Origin of the sequence: Brevibacillus agri (assembly GCF_004117055.1) — a bacterium.
GTDB lineage: Bacteria > Bacillota > Bacilli > Brevibacillales > Brevibacillaceae > Brevibacillus > Brevibacillus agri.
In genome coordinates this window covers 4798771-4815000 of the sequence record NZ_CP026363.1, presented here as the reverse complement: position 1 = coordinate 4815000, position 16230 = coordinate 4798771, and the positions used below count along the sequence as shown (strand labels likewise).

Here is a 16230-nt window from a genome sequence, read left to right as displayed (position 1 = left end):
CGCGCGCGACTCAAAATCGTGAGGGAAACCGTGGGGGTTCAAGTCCCTTCACCGGCACCATTTCTGAAATCAAGCTCTAAGGATGAACATCCTTAGGGTTATTTTATTTGTTACGATCAACATGAAAAGCAGTATGTATCGCTCCATCTCCTGAAGCCGATCAGCAAGCAAGCGAACCGGATGCAACAGGTGACTGATTCGTTACACGCAAGAAATGAAGAAATCAGTCCTGCAAGCAGCCAGAAGACCAAGCTGTAGAGTTCGACAGTTTGGCCAAGTTGATTGGTTGAAAATGATAATCATTATCTATTATGATAAACGAGAACCGAAATTTTCACAAGAGGTAAATTGCAGATTTTGTGAGTAAAAATGTGTTCCAATGCCAGGTGCTACGCCGAGCGGAGTAACAGCGCGAGCCGCTGGCAACAACACCTGAACAGAAGAACCAGCGAGAGAAGAACCAAGCGAGGCTGGCGCTTGCCTGCCGATAGGAGAAGCGTGTGCGTGACCAAAGCTAGCCAAGCGTGAAGCATATCCATGCATGAAGCATATCCATGTGCTGGGTGGTTGCAGAGCTTTTCCTGGATGCGGTAGCGACCATGCCGCGCTTACATCCAACGGTTCTTTTGAGTAAAAAGCAAGGCGGGGTGCAAATGGAGAGAGCAAAGGTTGGTCTGTTGATCGACTATTACGCCAGGGGAGCCATTACACTCACCAGTGTATCCCTCGAAGAACGACAGCCGGGAATGAAATATTTTGGGGGACGAACCGGGCTGCATTCGGCATTTATTTTCCCTCTATCCGGGAGAGCCAAAATGTGGTTTGACGGCACGGGATACGATATGGAGCCGGGGATGGTCGTACACGCTGGCCCTGACATGGCGTTTGATCGCAAGGTGATCGGCGAGGAAAAGTGGGTCTACATTCTCGTGCTCTATCAGGTGAAGCACTGGGAGCTGGCTGATGCATGCGATTACGCCGGGCAGCATTACGGCTTGCACCTTGTCGAGCAGAGCGCCCGGCTGCAGGAGAAGCTGAGGCAGCTTGAGCGGTACTGGAACAGCCCCGGCGACTTGTACAAGCTGCGCGTAAAAGAGCTGTGGTACGGCATCTTGAACGAGCTGTTTTCGCTCGTGCTGTATCGCGCGCAAGACGAGGGGCGGCTATTGCTGGAGCGGCTGCTCGATTATATTCATAATCATTACATGGAAAACTTGAGCATGAATCGGCTTGCGGAAATGCACCAGATCAATGTCAACCGGCTCGCTTACCTGTTTCAGAAGCATTTGAAAATTAGTCCGGGTGAATATTTGAACAGATACAGACTTAACCAGGCGAAAAACTTGTTGAATATCGTGCACAGCCAATTGAGCATCAAGGAGGTGGCGCAAAGGACAGGCTTTTCCGATCCGTTGTATTTCAGCAAGCGCTTCAAAAAATACACCGGCCTGTCCCCGAGCGAGTTTCAACGGGATTCATGAATAATCCATATCGATTCATGAATGTGCCATTCTCTTTCACAAGGCACATTGCTATACTTATTGATGAAATTGATAATCATTATTGCAGTTGCGTTGACAAAAGCTTGCCGGGTCAGTACTGACAGGAGCGAACCCAACGCCAAAAGGGGGCCATTGATTGATTCGACGCTTTTTCTCCTACTACCGCCCGTATAAATGGTTGTTTGTGCTTGATTTTGGCTGCGCAATCATTGCCGGTTTGCTGGAGCTGGCGTTTCCGGTAGCGGTAAATGCTTTTATCGACGATTTGCTGCCGGGCGGGAAGTGGGGCATGATTTTGTGGGCTTCGCTTGGACTGCTCGCTTTGTATGCCTTGAACACATTGCTTATGTACATCGTCAACTACTGGGGGCATATGCTGGGCATCAACATCGAGACGGATATGCGGCGCAAGCTGTTTTCGCATATTCAGAAGCTGTCGTTCCGATTTTTTGACAATACGAAGACCGGGCATTTGATTGGTCGCTTGACAAACGACATGAACATGATTGGCGAAATGGCGCATCACGGACCGGAGGATTTGTTTATCGCGATCATGACGCTTGTCGGGTCGTTTGCGCTCATGCTGTCCATCAACTGGCAGCTTGCGGTTATCACCTTCATCGTTGTGCCGGCCATCATCTGGGTCGTCGTGTACTTCAACAAAAAAATGACCCAGGCGATCCACCAACTGTTTCGCGATGTGGGCGACTTCAACGCTCGCATTGAAGACAGCGTGGGTGGCATCCGTGTCGTCAAGGCGTTTGCCAACGAGAAGCACGAGGAAGCACAATTTGCTGTCAACAACGGGCGCTTTCGCCTGACCAAGCTCAGCTCCTACAAGCTGATTGCCAAAAACGGCTCGATCAGCTACATGATGATGCGCTTTGTCACTTTGTTTGTCATGGTGTGCGGAACCTGGTTCGTCATTCGCGAACAGCTTACGTACGGAGAGTTTGTCGGCTTTTTGTTGCTGACGAACGTGTTTTTCCGTCCGATTGAGAAGATCAACGCCATTGTGGAAAGTTATCCGCAAGGCTTCGCAGGCTTCAAGCGCTATACCGAATTGCTGGACACAGAGCCGGATGTGGCGGATGCTCCGGACGCGGTGGAAATGAAGCCGTTTCAGCGAGAGATTCGCTTCGACCAGGTCTCCTTCAGCTATGACGGAGAGAAAAAAGTGCTCGATCAGGTCGATCTGGTCATCCGCAAAGGAGAAACGATCGCGTTCGTCGGTCCGTCCGGTGCGGGCAAAACGACGCTCTGCAGCTTGCTGCCGCGGTTTTACGAGGTCGAGAGCGGTTCGATCAGCATTGACGGGGTGGACATCCGCCAGGTGACACAAGATTCGTTGCGCCGACAGATCGGGATTGTGCAGCAGGATGTGTTCCTGTTCGCGGGCACGATTCGCGAAAATATTTTGTATGGAAAACTGGAGGCGAGCGAGGAGGAAATCTGGGAAGCGGCACGGCGAGCGCGACTCGATGACTTTATTCGCGCGCAGGAGCTAGGCATGGAGACGGTGATCGGGGAGCGCGGCGTGAAGCTGTCCGGCGGTCAAAAGCAGCGGCTGGTGATTGCCCGCATGTTCCTGAAAAATCCGCCGATCCTGATTCTCGATGAAGCGACCTCGGCGCTGGATACGGAGACAGAGCTGGCGATTCAGCAATCGTTGGCAGAGCTGTCCAAAGGCCGGACGACGCTGGTGATCGCGCACAGGCTGGCGACGATCAAGGATGCAGACCGAATCGTCGTGGTGACGGGGGAGGGCATCGTCGAGCAGGGGCATCATCGCGAGCTGGTCGACGCAGGCGGTGTGTACAGCCGCTTGTATCAGGCGCAGTTTGGGGTATGGAATGGCTTGGAGGCTGTCAGCAAGCCGTAAAAAAATGAATACAGACGCAAAAATGGAAGCGGCCAGCAAAGCTCCTTCTACGTGTCCTTTTGCAACCGAACAGACCCTGCTGATTCAGTAAGGGTCTTTTGGAGGTTATGACGCAGTATGCTGCTTTAATGATCGCCTGACAAACAAGCCAATATAAAAAGATAAGCACGATAAAAGGGTGCCATATAGGATGTAATTGATGCCAAAAATATAATAAGGAAGCTCTTCGCTTAGAAGTACAAACGGGTCTGCTGGAGAGAATACATACGCGAAACAGACAGGTAAAAATTTTTCCAAAAGGAAGGAAGTAACTACGGTGGCAATAGCAACAGTATGAATATTTCGATTGTGAAAAAAATGTGCTCTCCAACCAAGAAGCAAAAAAGGAACGCAATTGACAAGGGTGCCTAGAAATAGTCCAGATCCGTTTTTATCCCGATCAGTCGGCAAATCCGTGACGATTGTAAAGCTGTATACGCCGATAAGAAAGACAATCGCGTATAAAGAAACGTATATCATCCCTATTTCCACTAGCGTTCGTAACCATCCAGATTTTGTTTTCGTCATGAAAGTTTCTCCTCTCGCAAAGGAAAAGTAAAGGTCTACAGTATGATTTTGCAGACCTTTATTTTTAAATGTAATCATTTGTTGAGAGTTTCCTTCTTCCAGTACAAACCAAATGCTGGTTGATCTTCAGTTTGCACTTCTACAGCAAAAACTTTATCATTTTTCATTATCTTTTTTAAGTCTTTTCCTTTAGCAGTACCTTCAATTTCAATAATACCCTTGAAGCTATAAGAAGCTTCTTTTTGAATGCTCTCTAAAACCTCTGGTTGAATTGTTTTTGTGCCGATAGTTACAATATTTTTTTCACTATCAATACCTCTGGCATACAATTCTGAAACCTCTAAATTATAATCGGAAACCAAATCGTAAAAACTGTCTATGCTCATAGGGTTCTTTAATGTAATCACAAATTGGTAATCATCGTTACTTTTGAACCTTTCCACTCTTTTGTTTACATTGTTTTTGTAGTTCTCTAAATCACCTTTCGTTTTGATTTTATCATATTCTCTATCCGCTAAAATTTCAGTATTCAAGACGAGAGCTTCTCTATTTGACACAGATGAAGGAGTTGATAACTGGCTATATTTAAATACTCCGAGAAGTTCGGCTGTACCAGCAACAGTGTTGTAGTCCCCTCCTGGATAAATTGGTGCTACACTAATTGATGCATAAGAAGAAACCTTGGGATCATTTGTCGTATTTACCACACCAAAGCTACTAGTTACATAGTAATTCGTGTTAGCACTAATACTCCATTGGTCTCTAGATACTGCTTCTAATTCATCATCTTTTCCATCACCATTGTCATCTTCGTAATCATATTTAGGGTCGGGCAAATTTGTAGAAATGAAAGAGCCATCAAACCCATTTTTTGATTCGTCACGAAAATCATAAGTTGGGTAATAGCTTATATAACGCATCATCTCACTTTTCTGATTTGCACTATATTTGAAATCTATCCGTGCTGTAATTTTTGGATAAGGATGAATCTTTAGTAACATTAAACGTTCCTGAGTAAGGCTTCCACCATATTGTTTTTTCATATGATCCATTATTTGACCATGTTGATGATGCGGCAAATACGGAAGTAGCTGAAAGACATATACTAAGTAATGCAGCTCCACTCACTAGCGTTGCATTAATCTTTTCCCATCATTCAAAATACACATAATCTTTGGTATTTGGTTGTCTAGGGAACAAAAAAATCCTTTACACTGGAAAGGTCAGGTAGTTCCTGTCCAAATCCAACGCAAAGGATAGCTCATGGACAAGAATACCCTATTTTCTTCATTTGGTAAATGGGTTGCACCCATCAATATTATGAAACTTCAACAACGAATTGACGAAACGGATCAAGACAAGTACGTGAAGAAGCTGACGACAAAAGCGTATCTTCTCCTATTTTTACATGCCCAACTTCAGCAACGCGAAGGGCTTCGAGCCATTGCTGACGATGTTCTATCAAAGAAATTTCAGCAAGAATTAGGACTGTCATCGATCAGCCCCGCACAGCTTAGTCGAAAAAACAATCGGGTAGAACCTGCTTTGCTTGAAGAAGTTTTTGTCGACCTTGTCCAGCAAATTCAACGCGTTTCCGGAAAAGCCTGCTCTCTTCGAAAACACATAAAGATCATTGATTCCACTACAATTGGATTATGTTTGCAAAAGTATAAGTGGGCAACCTTTCGCGAAACAAAGGCAGGAATCAAAATTCATCTTCGTCTCGTTTTCGCAAGCCAGGAGGATGTCTATCCTGAAAAGATTTCCCTAACTTGTGCCAAATCCAATGACCGCACCCAAATGGAGTCGCTGATTGATGAGATCGGAGCCATGTACGTCTTTGATCGAGGGTACGTGGATTATGAAAAGTTCGATGAGTATACCGATCAGGGCATCTTTTTTGCTTCACGTCTCAAGGATAACGCGGAAACTCGTCATTTGTATACTTTCAAAGTACCACCAGAAAGCTCCGTTTTATCTGACTCCATGATCCTTCTTGGAACGCCACAAAAACGGGTGGATAATGTGTTACGACTGATTGAAACGCATGATTCGAAAGGAAATCGTATTCGAATCATCACCAATCGGTTCGACTTAGAAGCAGAAGAATTGAGCGACATCTACCGTTGGCGCTGGCAAATAGAACTGTTTTTCAAATGGATGAAACAACACGCAAAGATCAAGACGTTCTATGGAACAAGTGAAAATGCGGTCTGGAATCAAGTTTTTCTCGCTCTCATTGCTTACTGCTTGTTGCTTCTTGTAAAGCTGGAAAGAAACAGTCAGCACAGTCTGCTGCAAATCAGTAGATGGCTCAAAGTGTTTCTCTGGCAGACCTTTGAACAATGGATAGGCAGAATGGATTACCAATCCAAACGAACATCCAGAGGGCGACAGAAAAGGAAGTAAGTGTTGTTTGTTGTTGTCGATGTTGTAATAAATGTATAAAACTACCAAATGGATAGTGGCTACCTTTTGCTTGGCTGTTCTCGTTTTTGGTTGTGAAGTTGAAAATGTCATTCAGAATAATTTGACAATAGATGGATTCATTTTTTATGCAACGCTAATGAGCTCCACTTAATAATCTTTTCTTAGATTTCATGAAAACATCTCCTATCTTCATTGGTTTGATTCAACAGATTGGTTTGGAATTATTTTGATTATTAGTTTATAGCAAAGTAATTGAAAAAAATGTCGAATTATATAATTAATTGAAAAAATGAACATTAAGTACTATTTTGTTCAAAGGGATTTAAAGCAATTAAAGGATAATAGTCCTGTGATATGCACATTGTAGGTGCCTTTGTATATTTGTTGTTCTAGGAACGAATGTGGACTCCAGGGGCGCTTCTATAAAACATCTCCTTTCCGGACCGACTCTTTCGGCCAACATATCTCGACTTTCGGAACCCTTTGGTATTTTACATAAGCGTGGTTAATTGGTGTATGAGGGGGAAACTAGGGCTGAAAGGGTGCTCGTATTGTTGAAAAAATTTTACCCTGCTTCAGGAATCTCTGTATTTCGTGATTGCCTGAAAATAGAGTTTCAAAAAATAGAGCCAATCTAGAATCTTTATGTTTAATGACTTTACTATTTGGAATTGAATGGGGAGTAATCGCGATAGCTACTCTGTTTTGCCCGTGCTATAGCCGACAACCAGACATCAGCAATGCGAGGAAAAGAAGGAAAGAGAAAAACAATAAGAATGATTCTCAATATCAATATAAGTATGATTAAGTTATGTGACTGCAACGGGACTCGTCCCAGCGGACGCGGGCGATGAGCGCATGGAGCAACGGCACTTGATGGCAGGAGGTGTGTGAAATGAAGATGGATATCAACATACTTGCCGAGCATTTTGCGCGTACCTCTTTTCGAGTGGAGCAAGTCTGTCGCTATGTGCGCGATCCGGGCATGAGTTGCGATGACTATACGGAAGCATTCCCAGGCTTTGTTTTTCCCTTGAGAGGAAAGGCCGAGTTTGATTTCAGCGGAACGTCCTATGCGCTGTCGCCGGGACATGTCGTGCATGGCGGTGCCCGTATGCCATTGAATCGGCGGGTTACGGGCAACAGTAAGTGGGAGTATTTGCTTGTTTTATACCGGGTTTGCGCGCCCGAGCCGTCCGGATTTTCCTTGAGTAGAGCGCATTTTCAGCTCACTCCGGGACAAAGCCCGCGCCTGATGGAGCTGCTTGAGCTTCTCTGGCGCTCCTCGAGGGAGCCGGGTGGGATTTCTGCCTTTCAGACGGAGACGTTGTTTCGCTGCGTCCTGGAGGAACTGTTCGTTTGTGCACGCAACCAGAGCAGCGATGGGGAGCAGGCACTGTTCGAGCAAGTATCCAGCTACATACATGAGCATTACATGGATGGGCTTAGTGTACGGGCGTTGGCGGAGCAAAACGACATCAACGAAAATCGCTTGTTCTACGTTTTCAAAAAATACGGGCATGGGCCCGGGCCCGGGCAAGTATTTGATGGCCTATCGGCTGAATCGGGCGAAGGAATGCCTGTTGGCGAACGACGCGCCGATCGGCGAGGTGGCGAAAAGCGTCGGCTATGCAGACGCCTTGTATTTCAGCCGCATTTTTAAAAAGCAGGTAGGGTTGTCTCCGGCCGAATTTCGCGGACGATTCAGGAAAAATCCATATGGAATTCAGGATGGCTCCATTCCTCTCTAAAATGCGTTTTGCTAAACTGACCGTAGCTTAGTTGGTCAAGCAAAACTCAAGTCACATCGGAGGAGTCAGAATGAAAACACTCATGAGACTATTCGTCACCCTTGCGCTTTTGGCGGGGATTTTAGCGGGTTGTGCCGGAACGCCGGAGACTAACCATAGTTCCGCAGCAAACAGTGCAGCACCAGCCAAAGAGGAAAGCGCCGCTCCCGAAAAAGCCGATCAGGAAACGGGAAAATGGCCGAGAACGTATGTAGATGCTCTTGGACGCGAGATTGTACTGGAAAAGAAACCGGAGAAAGTAGCGCTCTTATTTTTCCGCAATTTTGAGCATTTGTTTTTGTTGGACGAAGCCCCGGTAGCGGCGACAGACCTGGATGTTTTGCAGGAGTGGGAATCGCTCGCTCCGTACAAGGACAAACAGATCGTCGACATCGGCTCCATGACGAGCCCGAACCTGGAAAAGCTGCTGGAAGTCGGCCCTGACCTCATCATCATGGTTTCGGGGCGGTATGGAAGCTACGGCGACAAGCTGGAGAAAATCGCTCCGGTCGTAATGGTGGACAGCAATGAAAACAACTGGCAAGGCGCGCTGCGCGAGTACGGAAAAATTTTCGGCAAAGAGCAAAAGGCCGAGGATGAAATCAAGCGGATCGAAACGCTGATTGCCGATTCCAAAGAACAGTTGAAAGCGTTCAGCGACAAAACGTTTGGCGTGATTATGCTGGGTGACAAGCAGTTCTGGGGCTTTACCACGCAGTTTATTTTCAGCAAGGAAAGCGTCCTTGGGTTGAACCCGCCGAGCATATACGTAGATATGTCGACCAAAGGGGAGCAGATTTCCCTGGAAGGACTGGCGGCGATGAACCCGGACTACATATTTGTCGCTGATATCGGCGGCTCGTCCAAAAAGCTGCAAGGCTACCTGAAAAACCTGGAGAGCGATTCTGCCTGGAACTCGCTTCAAGCGATCAAGAACGGGCATATGTACGCACTGGACAGCTCGATTGCCGCGGGCGGACCGTTGGGAATTGAGCTTGGGGTGAAAACGATCGTGAAAAATATTTTGGCTAAATAAAATGCGTCGCTGATCGAGCAGCCGCCTCTGTGCAAGCATTGTGCAGGGGCCCTGTTGCTGCGTGCGCCCATTATGGATGGGAGTAAAGGAGAGATACACGGATGACGAACGAAGAATTGTATGACGTCACGATTATCGGCGGAGGGCCTGCTGGGCTGTTCGCATCATTTTACAGCGGTTTGAGAGAAATGAAGACGAAGCTGATCGAATATCAGCCAAGGCTGGGCGGGAAAGTCCACGTCTATCCCGAAAAAATGATTTGGGACGTCGGCGGCCTGACGCCAACACTGGGCGAAAAGCTGATTGAGCAGCTCGTTCAGCAAGGATTGACCTTCGATCCAACCGTCGTTTTGGGCCAAAAAGTGGAGCGGATCGAGCGGGACGAAACAGGCGTGTTCGTTTTGCACACTTCGGCAGGCGAGAAGCATTATAGCAAAACCGTCATTTTGGCCATTGGCGGAGGGATTTTGGAGCCGCAACGAATTGACTTGGAAGGCGCGGAAAAGTTCGAAGTATCCAATCTCAGCTATACCGTCAAGTCGTTGCGGCGCTTCAAGGACAAAACCGTCATCATCTCGGGCGGTGGAAACTCTGCGGTCGATTGGGCCAATGAGCTGGAGCCGATTGCCAAAAAAGTGTATGTGACGTATCGGAAAGAAGCGCTGTCCGGGCACGAAGCACAAGTTACGCAACTGTTGAAAAGCTCCGCCACATGCTTCTTCAACACGACGATCACGAAGCTGATTGCGGCTTCCAACCAGGAAAAAATTGAGCGGGTCGAGCTGACTAACCACGTGACGGGCGAGGTGCAGGAGCTGGCGATTGACGAAGTGATTATCAATCACGGCTACGAACGCGACAGATCGCTTCTGGAGAACAGCCAGGTGAAGCTGGAAATGGCGAACGAATACTTCCTGGCCGGCAAGACAAACGGCGCTACATCCGAGCCGGGGATTTTTGCGGCGGGAGATATTATCTCGTATGAAGGAAAAGTGCATCTGATTGCTGGAGCTTTTCACGACGCAGCAAATGCCGTCAACCAAGCCAAGCTGTACATTCAGCCGGAAGCGCATGCCAGCGGAATGGTTTCGTCCCACAATGAAATTTTCCAAAGCCGAAACCGCGAGCTGATTAAGCAAATGATAAAATAGTATTTGCAGGAAACGGAAGCCGCATGGGCGGCCAAAGCATAAGGGGTAAGAAATTTCTCGCAGAGAGTTTCTTGCCCCTTTGCATGTTTGCCGAAAAACCGGATGATGATATTCTTAACTGGAGACATTTAGTTGCATAGCTCATGATTGATTGGCGGCAAGAAAACGAGGTGGATTGTTTTGAAGTACGGATTGTATGACAGACCTCCAGTGGGCACGAGCATTCTCTCGGCCTTGCAATGGATGATCGTAGCTGTCTCCAGCAGTGTTGCCGTTCCGTTGATGATCGGGGACGTGTATGGGTTACAGGCAGACGAGATGAGCCATTTGATGCAGCAGACGATGTTTTTCATCGGGCTGGCTTCGCTTTTGCAAGTATGGATCGGACACCGTTATCCGATGCTGGAAGGACCGGCTGGATTGTGGTGGGGGATTTTTATCATTTTGGCGCAGCTCGGTGCGAGTGCAGGGCTGCAGCCGCGCGAGATCGGGCAATCGTTTCAGCTCGGGATGGCGTTGGCGGGCCTGCTGTTTATCGGCTTCGGGATGCTGGGCTGGATCGGCAAGCTGCAAAGATGGTTTACACCGCTTGTATCCGGCACGTATATGATTTTGCTGGCGATTTCTTTGTGCAGCAATATTTTGACCGGGATGCTGGGGATTGGCTTTCAGCATTCCAAAGAGGTGCAGCCGGGCGTAGCGCTCGTTTCCGTCGGCATCGTGGCGCTGGTCGTCTGGATCATGCGGACGAAGCGCTTTTCCAGCTTTGCGGTCCTGTTTGGCATGGTCGGCGGCTGGGTGCTTTACGCCGTATTGGGCTGGACGGAGCCTGTGCGGCCTGCGGATCAGTTGATCTCGTGGCCGAGCTTCTTTTTCTGGGGAACGCCGCGCTGGGACTGGGGCGTCGTCCTGACGAGCATGTTGACCGGATTTGTCCTGCTGACGAACCTGGTGACGAGTATGGTCGTGATGGGCAAGGCGACAAATACGGTGCCGACCGATTCCCAATACAACCGTGGCGGGGTGTTTACAGGGGTGTCTCACCTGCTTTCCGGCGTGAGCGGCGTCGTGGGGATGATCCCGCTTTCGCTGGCTGCCGCCGTGATCCAGACGACGCGCATGGCGTCGCGCCTGCCCTTCATGCTCGCGATGGTCGGGATGATGCTGATTGGCCTGCTCCCGACCGTCGCTCATTTTTTGGCGGCTTTGCCGACTCCGGTTGCCTATGCGGCGATGTTCATTTCGTACACGCAGCTTCTCGGGTTCGGTTTGAAAGATTACGTGACAGTCAAAATGGATGATCGGGCCATCACGGTCGGGGGCAGCTCGCTTCTGATCGGGATTGGCGTCATGTTTGTTCCGGCAGCCGCCTGGCAGAAGCTGCCTGCGCTGGTCAGCTTCCTGTTCGGCAACGGCTTGCTGCTCGGGGTAATCGTCTGTTTGCTCTTGGAGCACGTTGTTTTTCGCAAGCCAACTGACAGTCAGACACAAAAAGACGGCCACGCTGCATGACGGGCCGTCTTTTTATTAAGGCGAGGCGATGGCGCTGTGGGTCAGCTCGCCGCCGTTGATCTCGGTAAACATGCGGCCCACGGAGCCGATGATTTCGTCCTTTTTCTCAGTGGAAAGCTGCTCGTGGAAAAAGACGACTTGCAGCAGGTCCCGGCTTTGTTCGGTCACACAAGTTCGCTTGGAATCGACAATCGGACTGCCGAAGGCCCCCTGCTCGTCCGCGAGCAGCAGCTTTCCTTCCATGTGGACCTCGCGACCGTTCAATCCTTCGTACACGTCTGTTTCCCGGCCCAGACGGCAAGTGACGTCGCCTGTAAGCTGCTGCCGATCGTAAATCCCAAAGGGAAGCGCATGCAGGACGGAGAAGAAGTTGTTGACGTCTACGGCGCTGTTGATCCAGAAAAAAGGATTGCCCTGCAACAGACGGCGCAGCAGTGCCTCCGAGGAGGGGCGGTAGCGGGAAGGATCGATCCCCGCTTTTTTGAAGGCGGCTCGCCATTCGCGGATGCCTTCGATCTCGGCCAGGCGGGACAGCTCGTGCTCCAGGCGCAAGCTTTCTACAAAGTAGTTGATCCGGCCTTGCAGCATTTTTGGCGAGTCGCTGACAGATACGCCACTGTATTGCAAAATGCCGAGGGAAAAGGCGGGAAGGCGCTCGGTCACGGTAGAGTCGAGTTGTACGTTCATCATGATTCACTCCTTCTATAAAGAAAATTCGCTTGCGAACGACTATTTTTGCCAAAGCTTGGAACAGGACAGATTTCTCAAGTAGTATAGCAAAATATTTTTGTGGAAGCGACTAAGCTTCGATACAATAGAAGCAACAGAGGAGGTTTCCAAAGACGATGACAATGCGTGAAGTAGAGATTTATACAGACGGCGCCTGCTCTGGCAATCCCGGGCCGGGCGGCTGGGGTGCTGTCCTGATGTACGGCCAGCACATCAAGGAGATGTCCGGTGCCGAACCACATACAACGAACAACCGCATGGAGCTGCTTGCGCCGATCAAGGCGCTGTCCACGTTGAAAGAGCCTTGCAAGGTGACCTTGTACAGCGACAGCGCGTATTTGGTCAACTGCTTCAAGCAGGGCTGGTACAAGGGCTGGCTGAAAAACGGCTGGAAAAACAGCAAAGGCCAGCAGGTAGAGAATCAGGACTTGTGGAAAGAGCTGCTTCGGCTGATGGATATTCATCAAGTAGAGTACGTCAAGGTAAAAGGACATGCCGACAACAAGTGGAACAACCGCTGCGACGAGTTGGCGACGGGAGCGATCAAACAACTGTGATTGACGAGCAAGACTTGCGCTACTGGGAGCAGACGAAGCAGTCCATCATTGATTACGCCAAGGAGATCGGCATCGACAAGATCGGCTTTGCCAGCGCCGACCCTTTTTTGACGCTCAAGGAACGACTGATCGAGCACCGGGAAAAGGGGTATGAGTCAGGCTTTGAGGAGCCGGATTTGGAAAAGCGGACGAATCCCAGCCTGCTGTTGGAGGGTGCGCGTTCCTTGATTTCGATTGCGCTCGCCTACCCGTCCAAGCTGGAGAATCCGCCCAAGTCCGAGCCTGGCGCGTACCGGGGCATTTTGTGCCGGGCGGCCTGGGGAGTCGATTACCATCACGTGCTGCGCGACAAGCTGGACAAGCTCGGCAAATTCATTCAGGAGCTGGAGCCGGGTGCCAAAATCGAATCGATGGTAGACACGGGCGCGCTGTCTGATCGTGCTGTCGCCGAGCGGGCTGGCGTCGGATTCGTCGGCAAAAACTGTGCGGTGATTACGCCGGAGTTCGGCTCGTGGGTCTACCTGGGCGAGCTTTTGACGAATTTGCCGTTGCCGATCGACCACCCGATCGAAGAAGGCTGCGGCGATTGCAACATATGTGTAGACGCCTGTCCGACCGGGGCGCTTGTGCAGGGAGGCCAGCTCAACGCTCAGCGCTGTGTAGCGTTTTTGACTCAGGTAAAAGATTTCATTCCAGACGAATTTAGAGGAAAAATCGGCAATCGGCTGTACGGCTGTGATACTTGCCAAACCGTCTGCCCGAAAAACCGCCGGATCAACTCCAACCATCATCCCGAGTTTCAGCCTGATCCCGAGATTGCCAAGCCGCTCTTGATCCCGCTTCTGGAGATGAGCAACAAGGAGTTTAAGGAAAAGTTCGGCCTGTCTTCTTCATCGTGGCGCGGCAAAAAACCGATTCAGCGCAACGCGATTCTGGCCCTGGCCCACTTCAAGGATCGCACCGCGGTTCCTCATCTCGCCCGCCTGCTTGCGAACGATCCACGTCCGGTCATTCGCGGCACAGCAGCCTGGGCGCTGGGGAAAATCGGGGGAGCCGATGCAGAAGCGGCACTCGTGAGGGCACAGGAGACGGAGCAGGTGGCAGAGGTGCAGGACGAGATTGCGAAGGGGATGAAGCTGCTGGCGGAGCAAAGTGCGCAGGGGGAGAAGCAGCGGCGACAGGAACAGCAGGAACAGCAGGAACAACTCCCCTAGTCGCAGGCTGGTACGCTGGTGAAAAGCGCGAAAGCCGCTGTGACAGACAGACGTATGACAGGCTGGCTAACCTCTGGAAAAAGTCGCCTGAAGCCGCTGGCGCTTCGGGAGCGGACGAGCGATAGCAAGGCAGCCTGCGCTAAAAAATATTTGGGAGAGAGGGAGGATGTACGATGGCACAGGAAGTAGGCTACACCACAATGGAATCGCCAATTGGCCCGCTGCTGCTCGCTTCGACGGAGGAAGGCTTGTGCTACATCGACTTTGCGAACGAGGAAGAAGGACTGCCGCGCCTTGTTCGCTGGTGCAAAAAGACGCTTCTCGGAGTCACTCCGGAGAAAAACGAAGCGATCAATGAGCAGGCCAAGCTGCAGCTTGAGCAATATTTTGCCGGCGAGCGAACAGAGTTTGACGTTCCTACCGTCCTGTACGGCACTCCTTTTCAAAAAACTGTGTGGACTGAGTTGACGAATATTCCATACGGCGAAACCCGCTCCTACAAGGATATTGCCATCGCTATCGGAGCGGCCAAAGCGGTCCGGGCGATTGGCGGGGCGAACAATCGCAATCCGATCCCGGTAATCATCCCTTGCCACCGGGTTGTCGGCTCAAACGGCGCGCTCGTCGGCTACGGAGGCGGGCTGTCCATCAAAGAATTTTTGCTGTCGCACGAGGAAGGGCCGCTTTTTGCCCATGCGACCTCCAACCAAGCTGTCCGCTAGCCGGATGGCTTTTCTTTCTTCTGAATGCACTGTCCTTGACATATTCTTTTCGTGAGATGCCAGGTGAGCTCGTGGATGGGGAGTGAGCGTGCCCCGCGAGGCGAGCTGGCGGAAGGAACGACATGTCCAGGCATAGAACGCTGGGAAGAGGGGGAGCGACGGATGGAATGGCGTGCGTTTGTGCAACGGTACTTCGATGCCGTGCACCAATCGATTCTGGATGGACAACATCAGCGGCTGCTGCCTTTTTATCTGGAGCAAAAGCCGCTGCTGCAACAAGAATGGGAACGCATCCATCGCGCCCATCGGCAAATGCGCAAGCGGGGGGCCGCGCTTCGCGGCGTGAGCGGCCAGGTCAAGCCCGTCTGTTGGCTGGAGACGGATGCTGCGATGGACATCACGGTAGTCTGGACGGGCAAGAGCCGGTATCTGTTGAAAAACAAAACGTATGAAGAGGCGAGCAGACGGATGCTTCAGCTTCGTTTGGACAAAGCGGCAGGTCAGTGGGGAATTGTCGGCACGCGGGAGCAGCGAGGTGACCAGAAAAGCGAAGGGATAGAGGAACAGGAGCTGCGGGGCACGGCGTCGGTAACAGCCGTTGAAGAGGCGGTGTCGCAGCCGTTGCTCGTCGTCCACGGCGCGGGCGGCTATCGGGCGGATAAAGCAGTCGCCTATGCAGAACGGTACTGGAATACGACGAATCCCGCTTACCCGCGCTTCAACGATGATTGCACCAATTTTATATCGCAATGCTTGTACGCCGGGGGGATTCCCATGCTGATGTCCAAGGAACGTGGCAAAGGCTGGTGGATTCGCACCGGAAAAAGCGCGGACTGGAGCTATAGCTGGACGGTAGCGCACAGCTTGTACCTGTTGCTGAAATCAGGCGGGCCGCCGATGCGCGCTGTCGCCAAAAAGTCTGCCGCCGAGCTGGTTCCGGGCGACATCATTTGCTACGACTTTAACGGCGACGGACGTTTTCAGCACAATACGATTGTGGTCACGATGGACGCGAATATGATGCCGCTTGTCAACGCCCACACGACAGACAGCAGCATGCGCTACTGGGCGTATGAGGACTCGACTGCCTATACGCCCAGCATCCGTTATGCGTTTTTTCATATTCGCGGAGTGTAGG

13 protein-coding genes, 1 tRNA gene and 1 pseudogene (1 of these 15 only partly in view) are annotated in these 16230 nt (G+C 50.5%); 12 read left to right on the top strand and 3 right to left on the bottom strand.

From position 1 onward, the window contains the following. From BA6348_RS23535 to BA6348_RS23525, 3 genes are all read left to right on the top strand, one after another. Positions 1-60 (top strand) — tRNA-Leu (locus tag BA6348_RS23535) (it extends 22 nt beyond the left edge of the window). Between the two features lie 593 nt (positions 61-653). Further along, positions 654-1481 (top strand): helix-turn-helix transcriptional regulator, encoded by an 828-nt coding sequence (locus tag BA6348_RS23530; RefSeq protein ID WP_051353946.1) that lies wholly within the window; start codon positions 654-656, stop codon positions 1479-1481. Positions 1482-1638: 157 nt separating this feature from the next. Beyond that, a complete protein-coding gene (locus BA6348_RS23525) occupies positions 1639-3384 on the top strand; it encodes an ABC transporter ATP-binding protein (RefSeq protein WP_007779997.1) in 1746 nt (581 codons plus the stop codon). A gap of 105 nt (positions 3385-3489) precedes the next feature. On the opposite strand, the gene BA6348_RS23520 is transcribed toward BA6348_RS23525, so the two are convergent. Then, positions 3490-3951: a hypothetical protein gene (locus BA6348_RS23520; RefSeq protein WP_237716599.1), complete on the bottom strand. Its 462-nt coding sequence runs from the start codon at positions 3949-3951 to the stop codon at positions 3490-3492. A 74-nt stretch (positions 3952-4025) separates the two neighbouring features. Then, the gene (locus tag BA6348_RS23515) at positions 4026-5003 is read right to left on the bottom strand and encodes a hypothetical protein (RefSeq protein WP_148039208.1); all 978 of its coding nucleotides are present in this window, start codon (positions 5001-5003) and stop codon (positions 4026-4028) included. A 211-nt stretch (positions 5004-5214) separates the two neighbouring features. On the opposite strand from BA6348_RS23515, the gene BA6348_RS23510 reads away from it, so the two are divergent. The 5 genes and pseudogenes from BA6348_RS23510 to BA6348_RS23490 all read left to right on the top strand — a co-directional run bounded on the left by BA6348_RS23510 (position 5215) and on the right by BA6348_RS23490 (position 11870). Beyond that, positions 5215-6360, top strand: coding sequence for an IS4 family transposase (locus tag BA6348_RS23510; RefSeq protein WP_025845287.1), 1146 nt, complete (start codon positions 5215-5217; stop codon positions 6358-6360). 916 nt (positions 6361-7276) lie between these two features. Further along, positions 7277-8132 (top strand): annotated as a pseudogene (locus BA6348_RS28130) (helix-turn-helix domain-containing protein). 70 nt (positions 8133-8202) lie between these two features. After that, a complete protein-coding gene (locus BA6348_RS23500; protein ID WP_026557984.1) occupies positions 8203-9207 on the top strand; it encodes an ABC transporter substrate-binding protein in 1005 nt (334 codons plus the stop codon). 101 nt (positions 9208-9308) lie between these two features. Then, positions 9309-10358 (top strand): NAD(P)/FAD-dependent oxidoreductase, encoded by a 1050-nt coding sequence (locus tag BA6348_RS23495; protein WP_005835405.1) that lies wholly within the window; start codon positions 9309-9311, stop codon positions 10356-10358. Positions 10359-10538: 180 nt separating this feature from the next. After that, entirely contained in the window at positions 10539-11870 is a 1332-nt protein-coding gene (locus BA6348_RS23490) for a purine/pyrimidine permease (protein ID WP_005835403.1), read from the top strand. A 15-nt stretch (positions 11871-11885) separates the two neighbouring features. Here the strand turns inward: BA6348_RS23490 and BA6348_RS23485 are convergent, their stop codons facing one another. Beyond that, positions 11886-12557 carry a B3/B4 domain-containing protein gene (locus BA6348_RS23485; RefSeq protein WP_025847908.1) on the bottom strand — a complete coding sequence of 224 codons (672 nt, stop codon included), beginning with the start codon at positions 12555-12557 and terminating at the stop codon, positions 11886-11888. Between the two features lie 158 nt (positions 12558-12715). Here BA6348_RS23485 and rnhA point away from each other — a divergent pair, with 158 nt between their 5' ends. From rnhA to BA6348_RS23465, 4 genes are all read left to right on the top strand, one after another. Continuing rightward, on the top strand, positions 12716-13156 hold the full coding sequence (rnhA, locus tag BA6348_RS23480; protein ID WP_007779986.1) for a ribonuclease HI: 441 nt from the start codon (positions 12716-12718) through the stop codon (positions 13154-13156). After that, the gene (queG, locus tag BA6348_RS23475) at positions 13153-14370 is read left to right on the top strand and encodes a tRNA epoxyqueuosine(34) reductase QueG (protein ID WP_026557983.1); all 1218 of its coding nucleotides are present in this window, start codon (positions 13153-13155) and stop codon (positions 14368-14370) included. Before rnhA ends, queG begins: the two co-directional genes overlap by 4 nt. Before the next feature lie 173 nt (positions 14371-14543). Beyond that, entirely contained in the window at positions 14544-15092 is a 549-nt protein-coding gene (locus tag BA6348_RS23470; RefSeq protein WP_005835393.1) for a methylated-DNA--[protein]-cysteine S-methyltransferase, read from the top strand. 162 nt (positions 15093-15254) lie between these two features. Then, positions 15255-16229, top strand: a complete 975-nt coding sequence (locus BA6348_RS23465; RefSeq protein WP_122953498.1) for an amidase domain-containing protein — start codon at positions 15255-15257, stop codon at positions 16227-16229. Position 16230: the final 1 nt, after the last annotated feature.

Bases quoted from the DNA above. Each gene is read 5' to 3' on its own strand.
- BA6348_RS23530 (WP_051353946.1), top strand. From the start codon at position 654: ATGGAGAGAGCAAAGGTTGGTCTGTTGATCGACTATTACGCCAGGGGA.
- BA6348_RS23520 (WP_237716599.1), bottom strand. From the start codon at position 3,951: ATGACGAAAACAAAATCTGGATGGTTACGAACGCTAGTGGAAATAGGG.
- BA6348_RS23515 (WP_148039208.1), bottom strand. From the start codon at position 5,003: ATGGATCATATGAAAAAACAATATGGTGGAAGCCTTACTCAGGAACGT.
- BA6348_RS23510 (WP_025845287.1), top strand. From the start codon at position 5,215: ATGGACAAGAATACCCTATTTTCTTCATTTGGTAAATGGGTTGCACCC.
- BA6348_RS23500 (WP_026557984.1), top strand. From the start codon at position 8,203: ATGAAAACACTCATGAGACTATTCGTCACCCTTGCGCTTTTGGCGGGG.
- BA6348_RS23495 (WP_005835405.1), top strand. From the start codon at position 9,309: ATGACGAACGAAGAATTGTATGACGTCACGATTATCGGCGGAGGGCCT.
- BA6348_RS23485 (WP_025847908.1), bottom strand. From the start codon at position 12,557: ATGAACGTACAACTCGACTCTACCGTGACCGAGCGCCTTCCCGCCTTT.
- rnhA (WP_007779986.1), top strand. From the start codon at position 12,716: ATGACAATGCGTGAAGTAGAGATTTATACAGACGGCGCCTGCTCTGGC.
- BA6348_RS23470 (WP_005835393.1), top strand. From the start codon at position 14,544: ATGGCACAGGAAGTAGGCTACACCACAATGGAATCGCCAATTGGCCCG.
- BA6348_RS23465 (WP_122953498.1), top strand. From the start codon at position 15,255: ATGGAATGGCGTGCGTTTGTGCAACGGTACTTCGATGCCGTGCACCAA.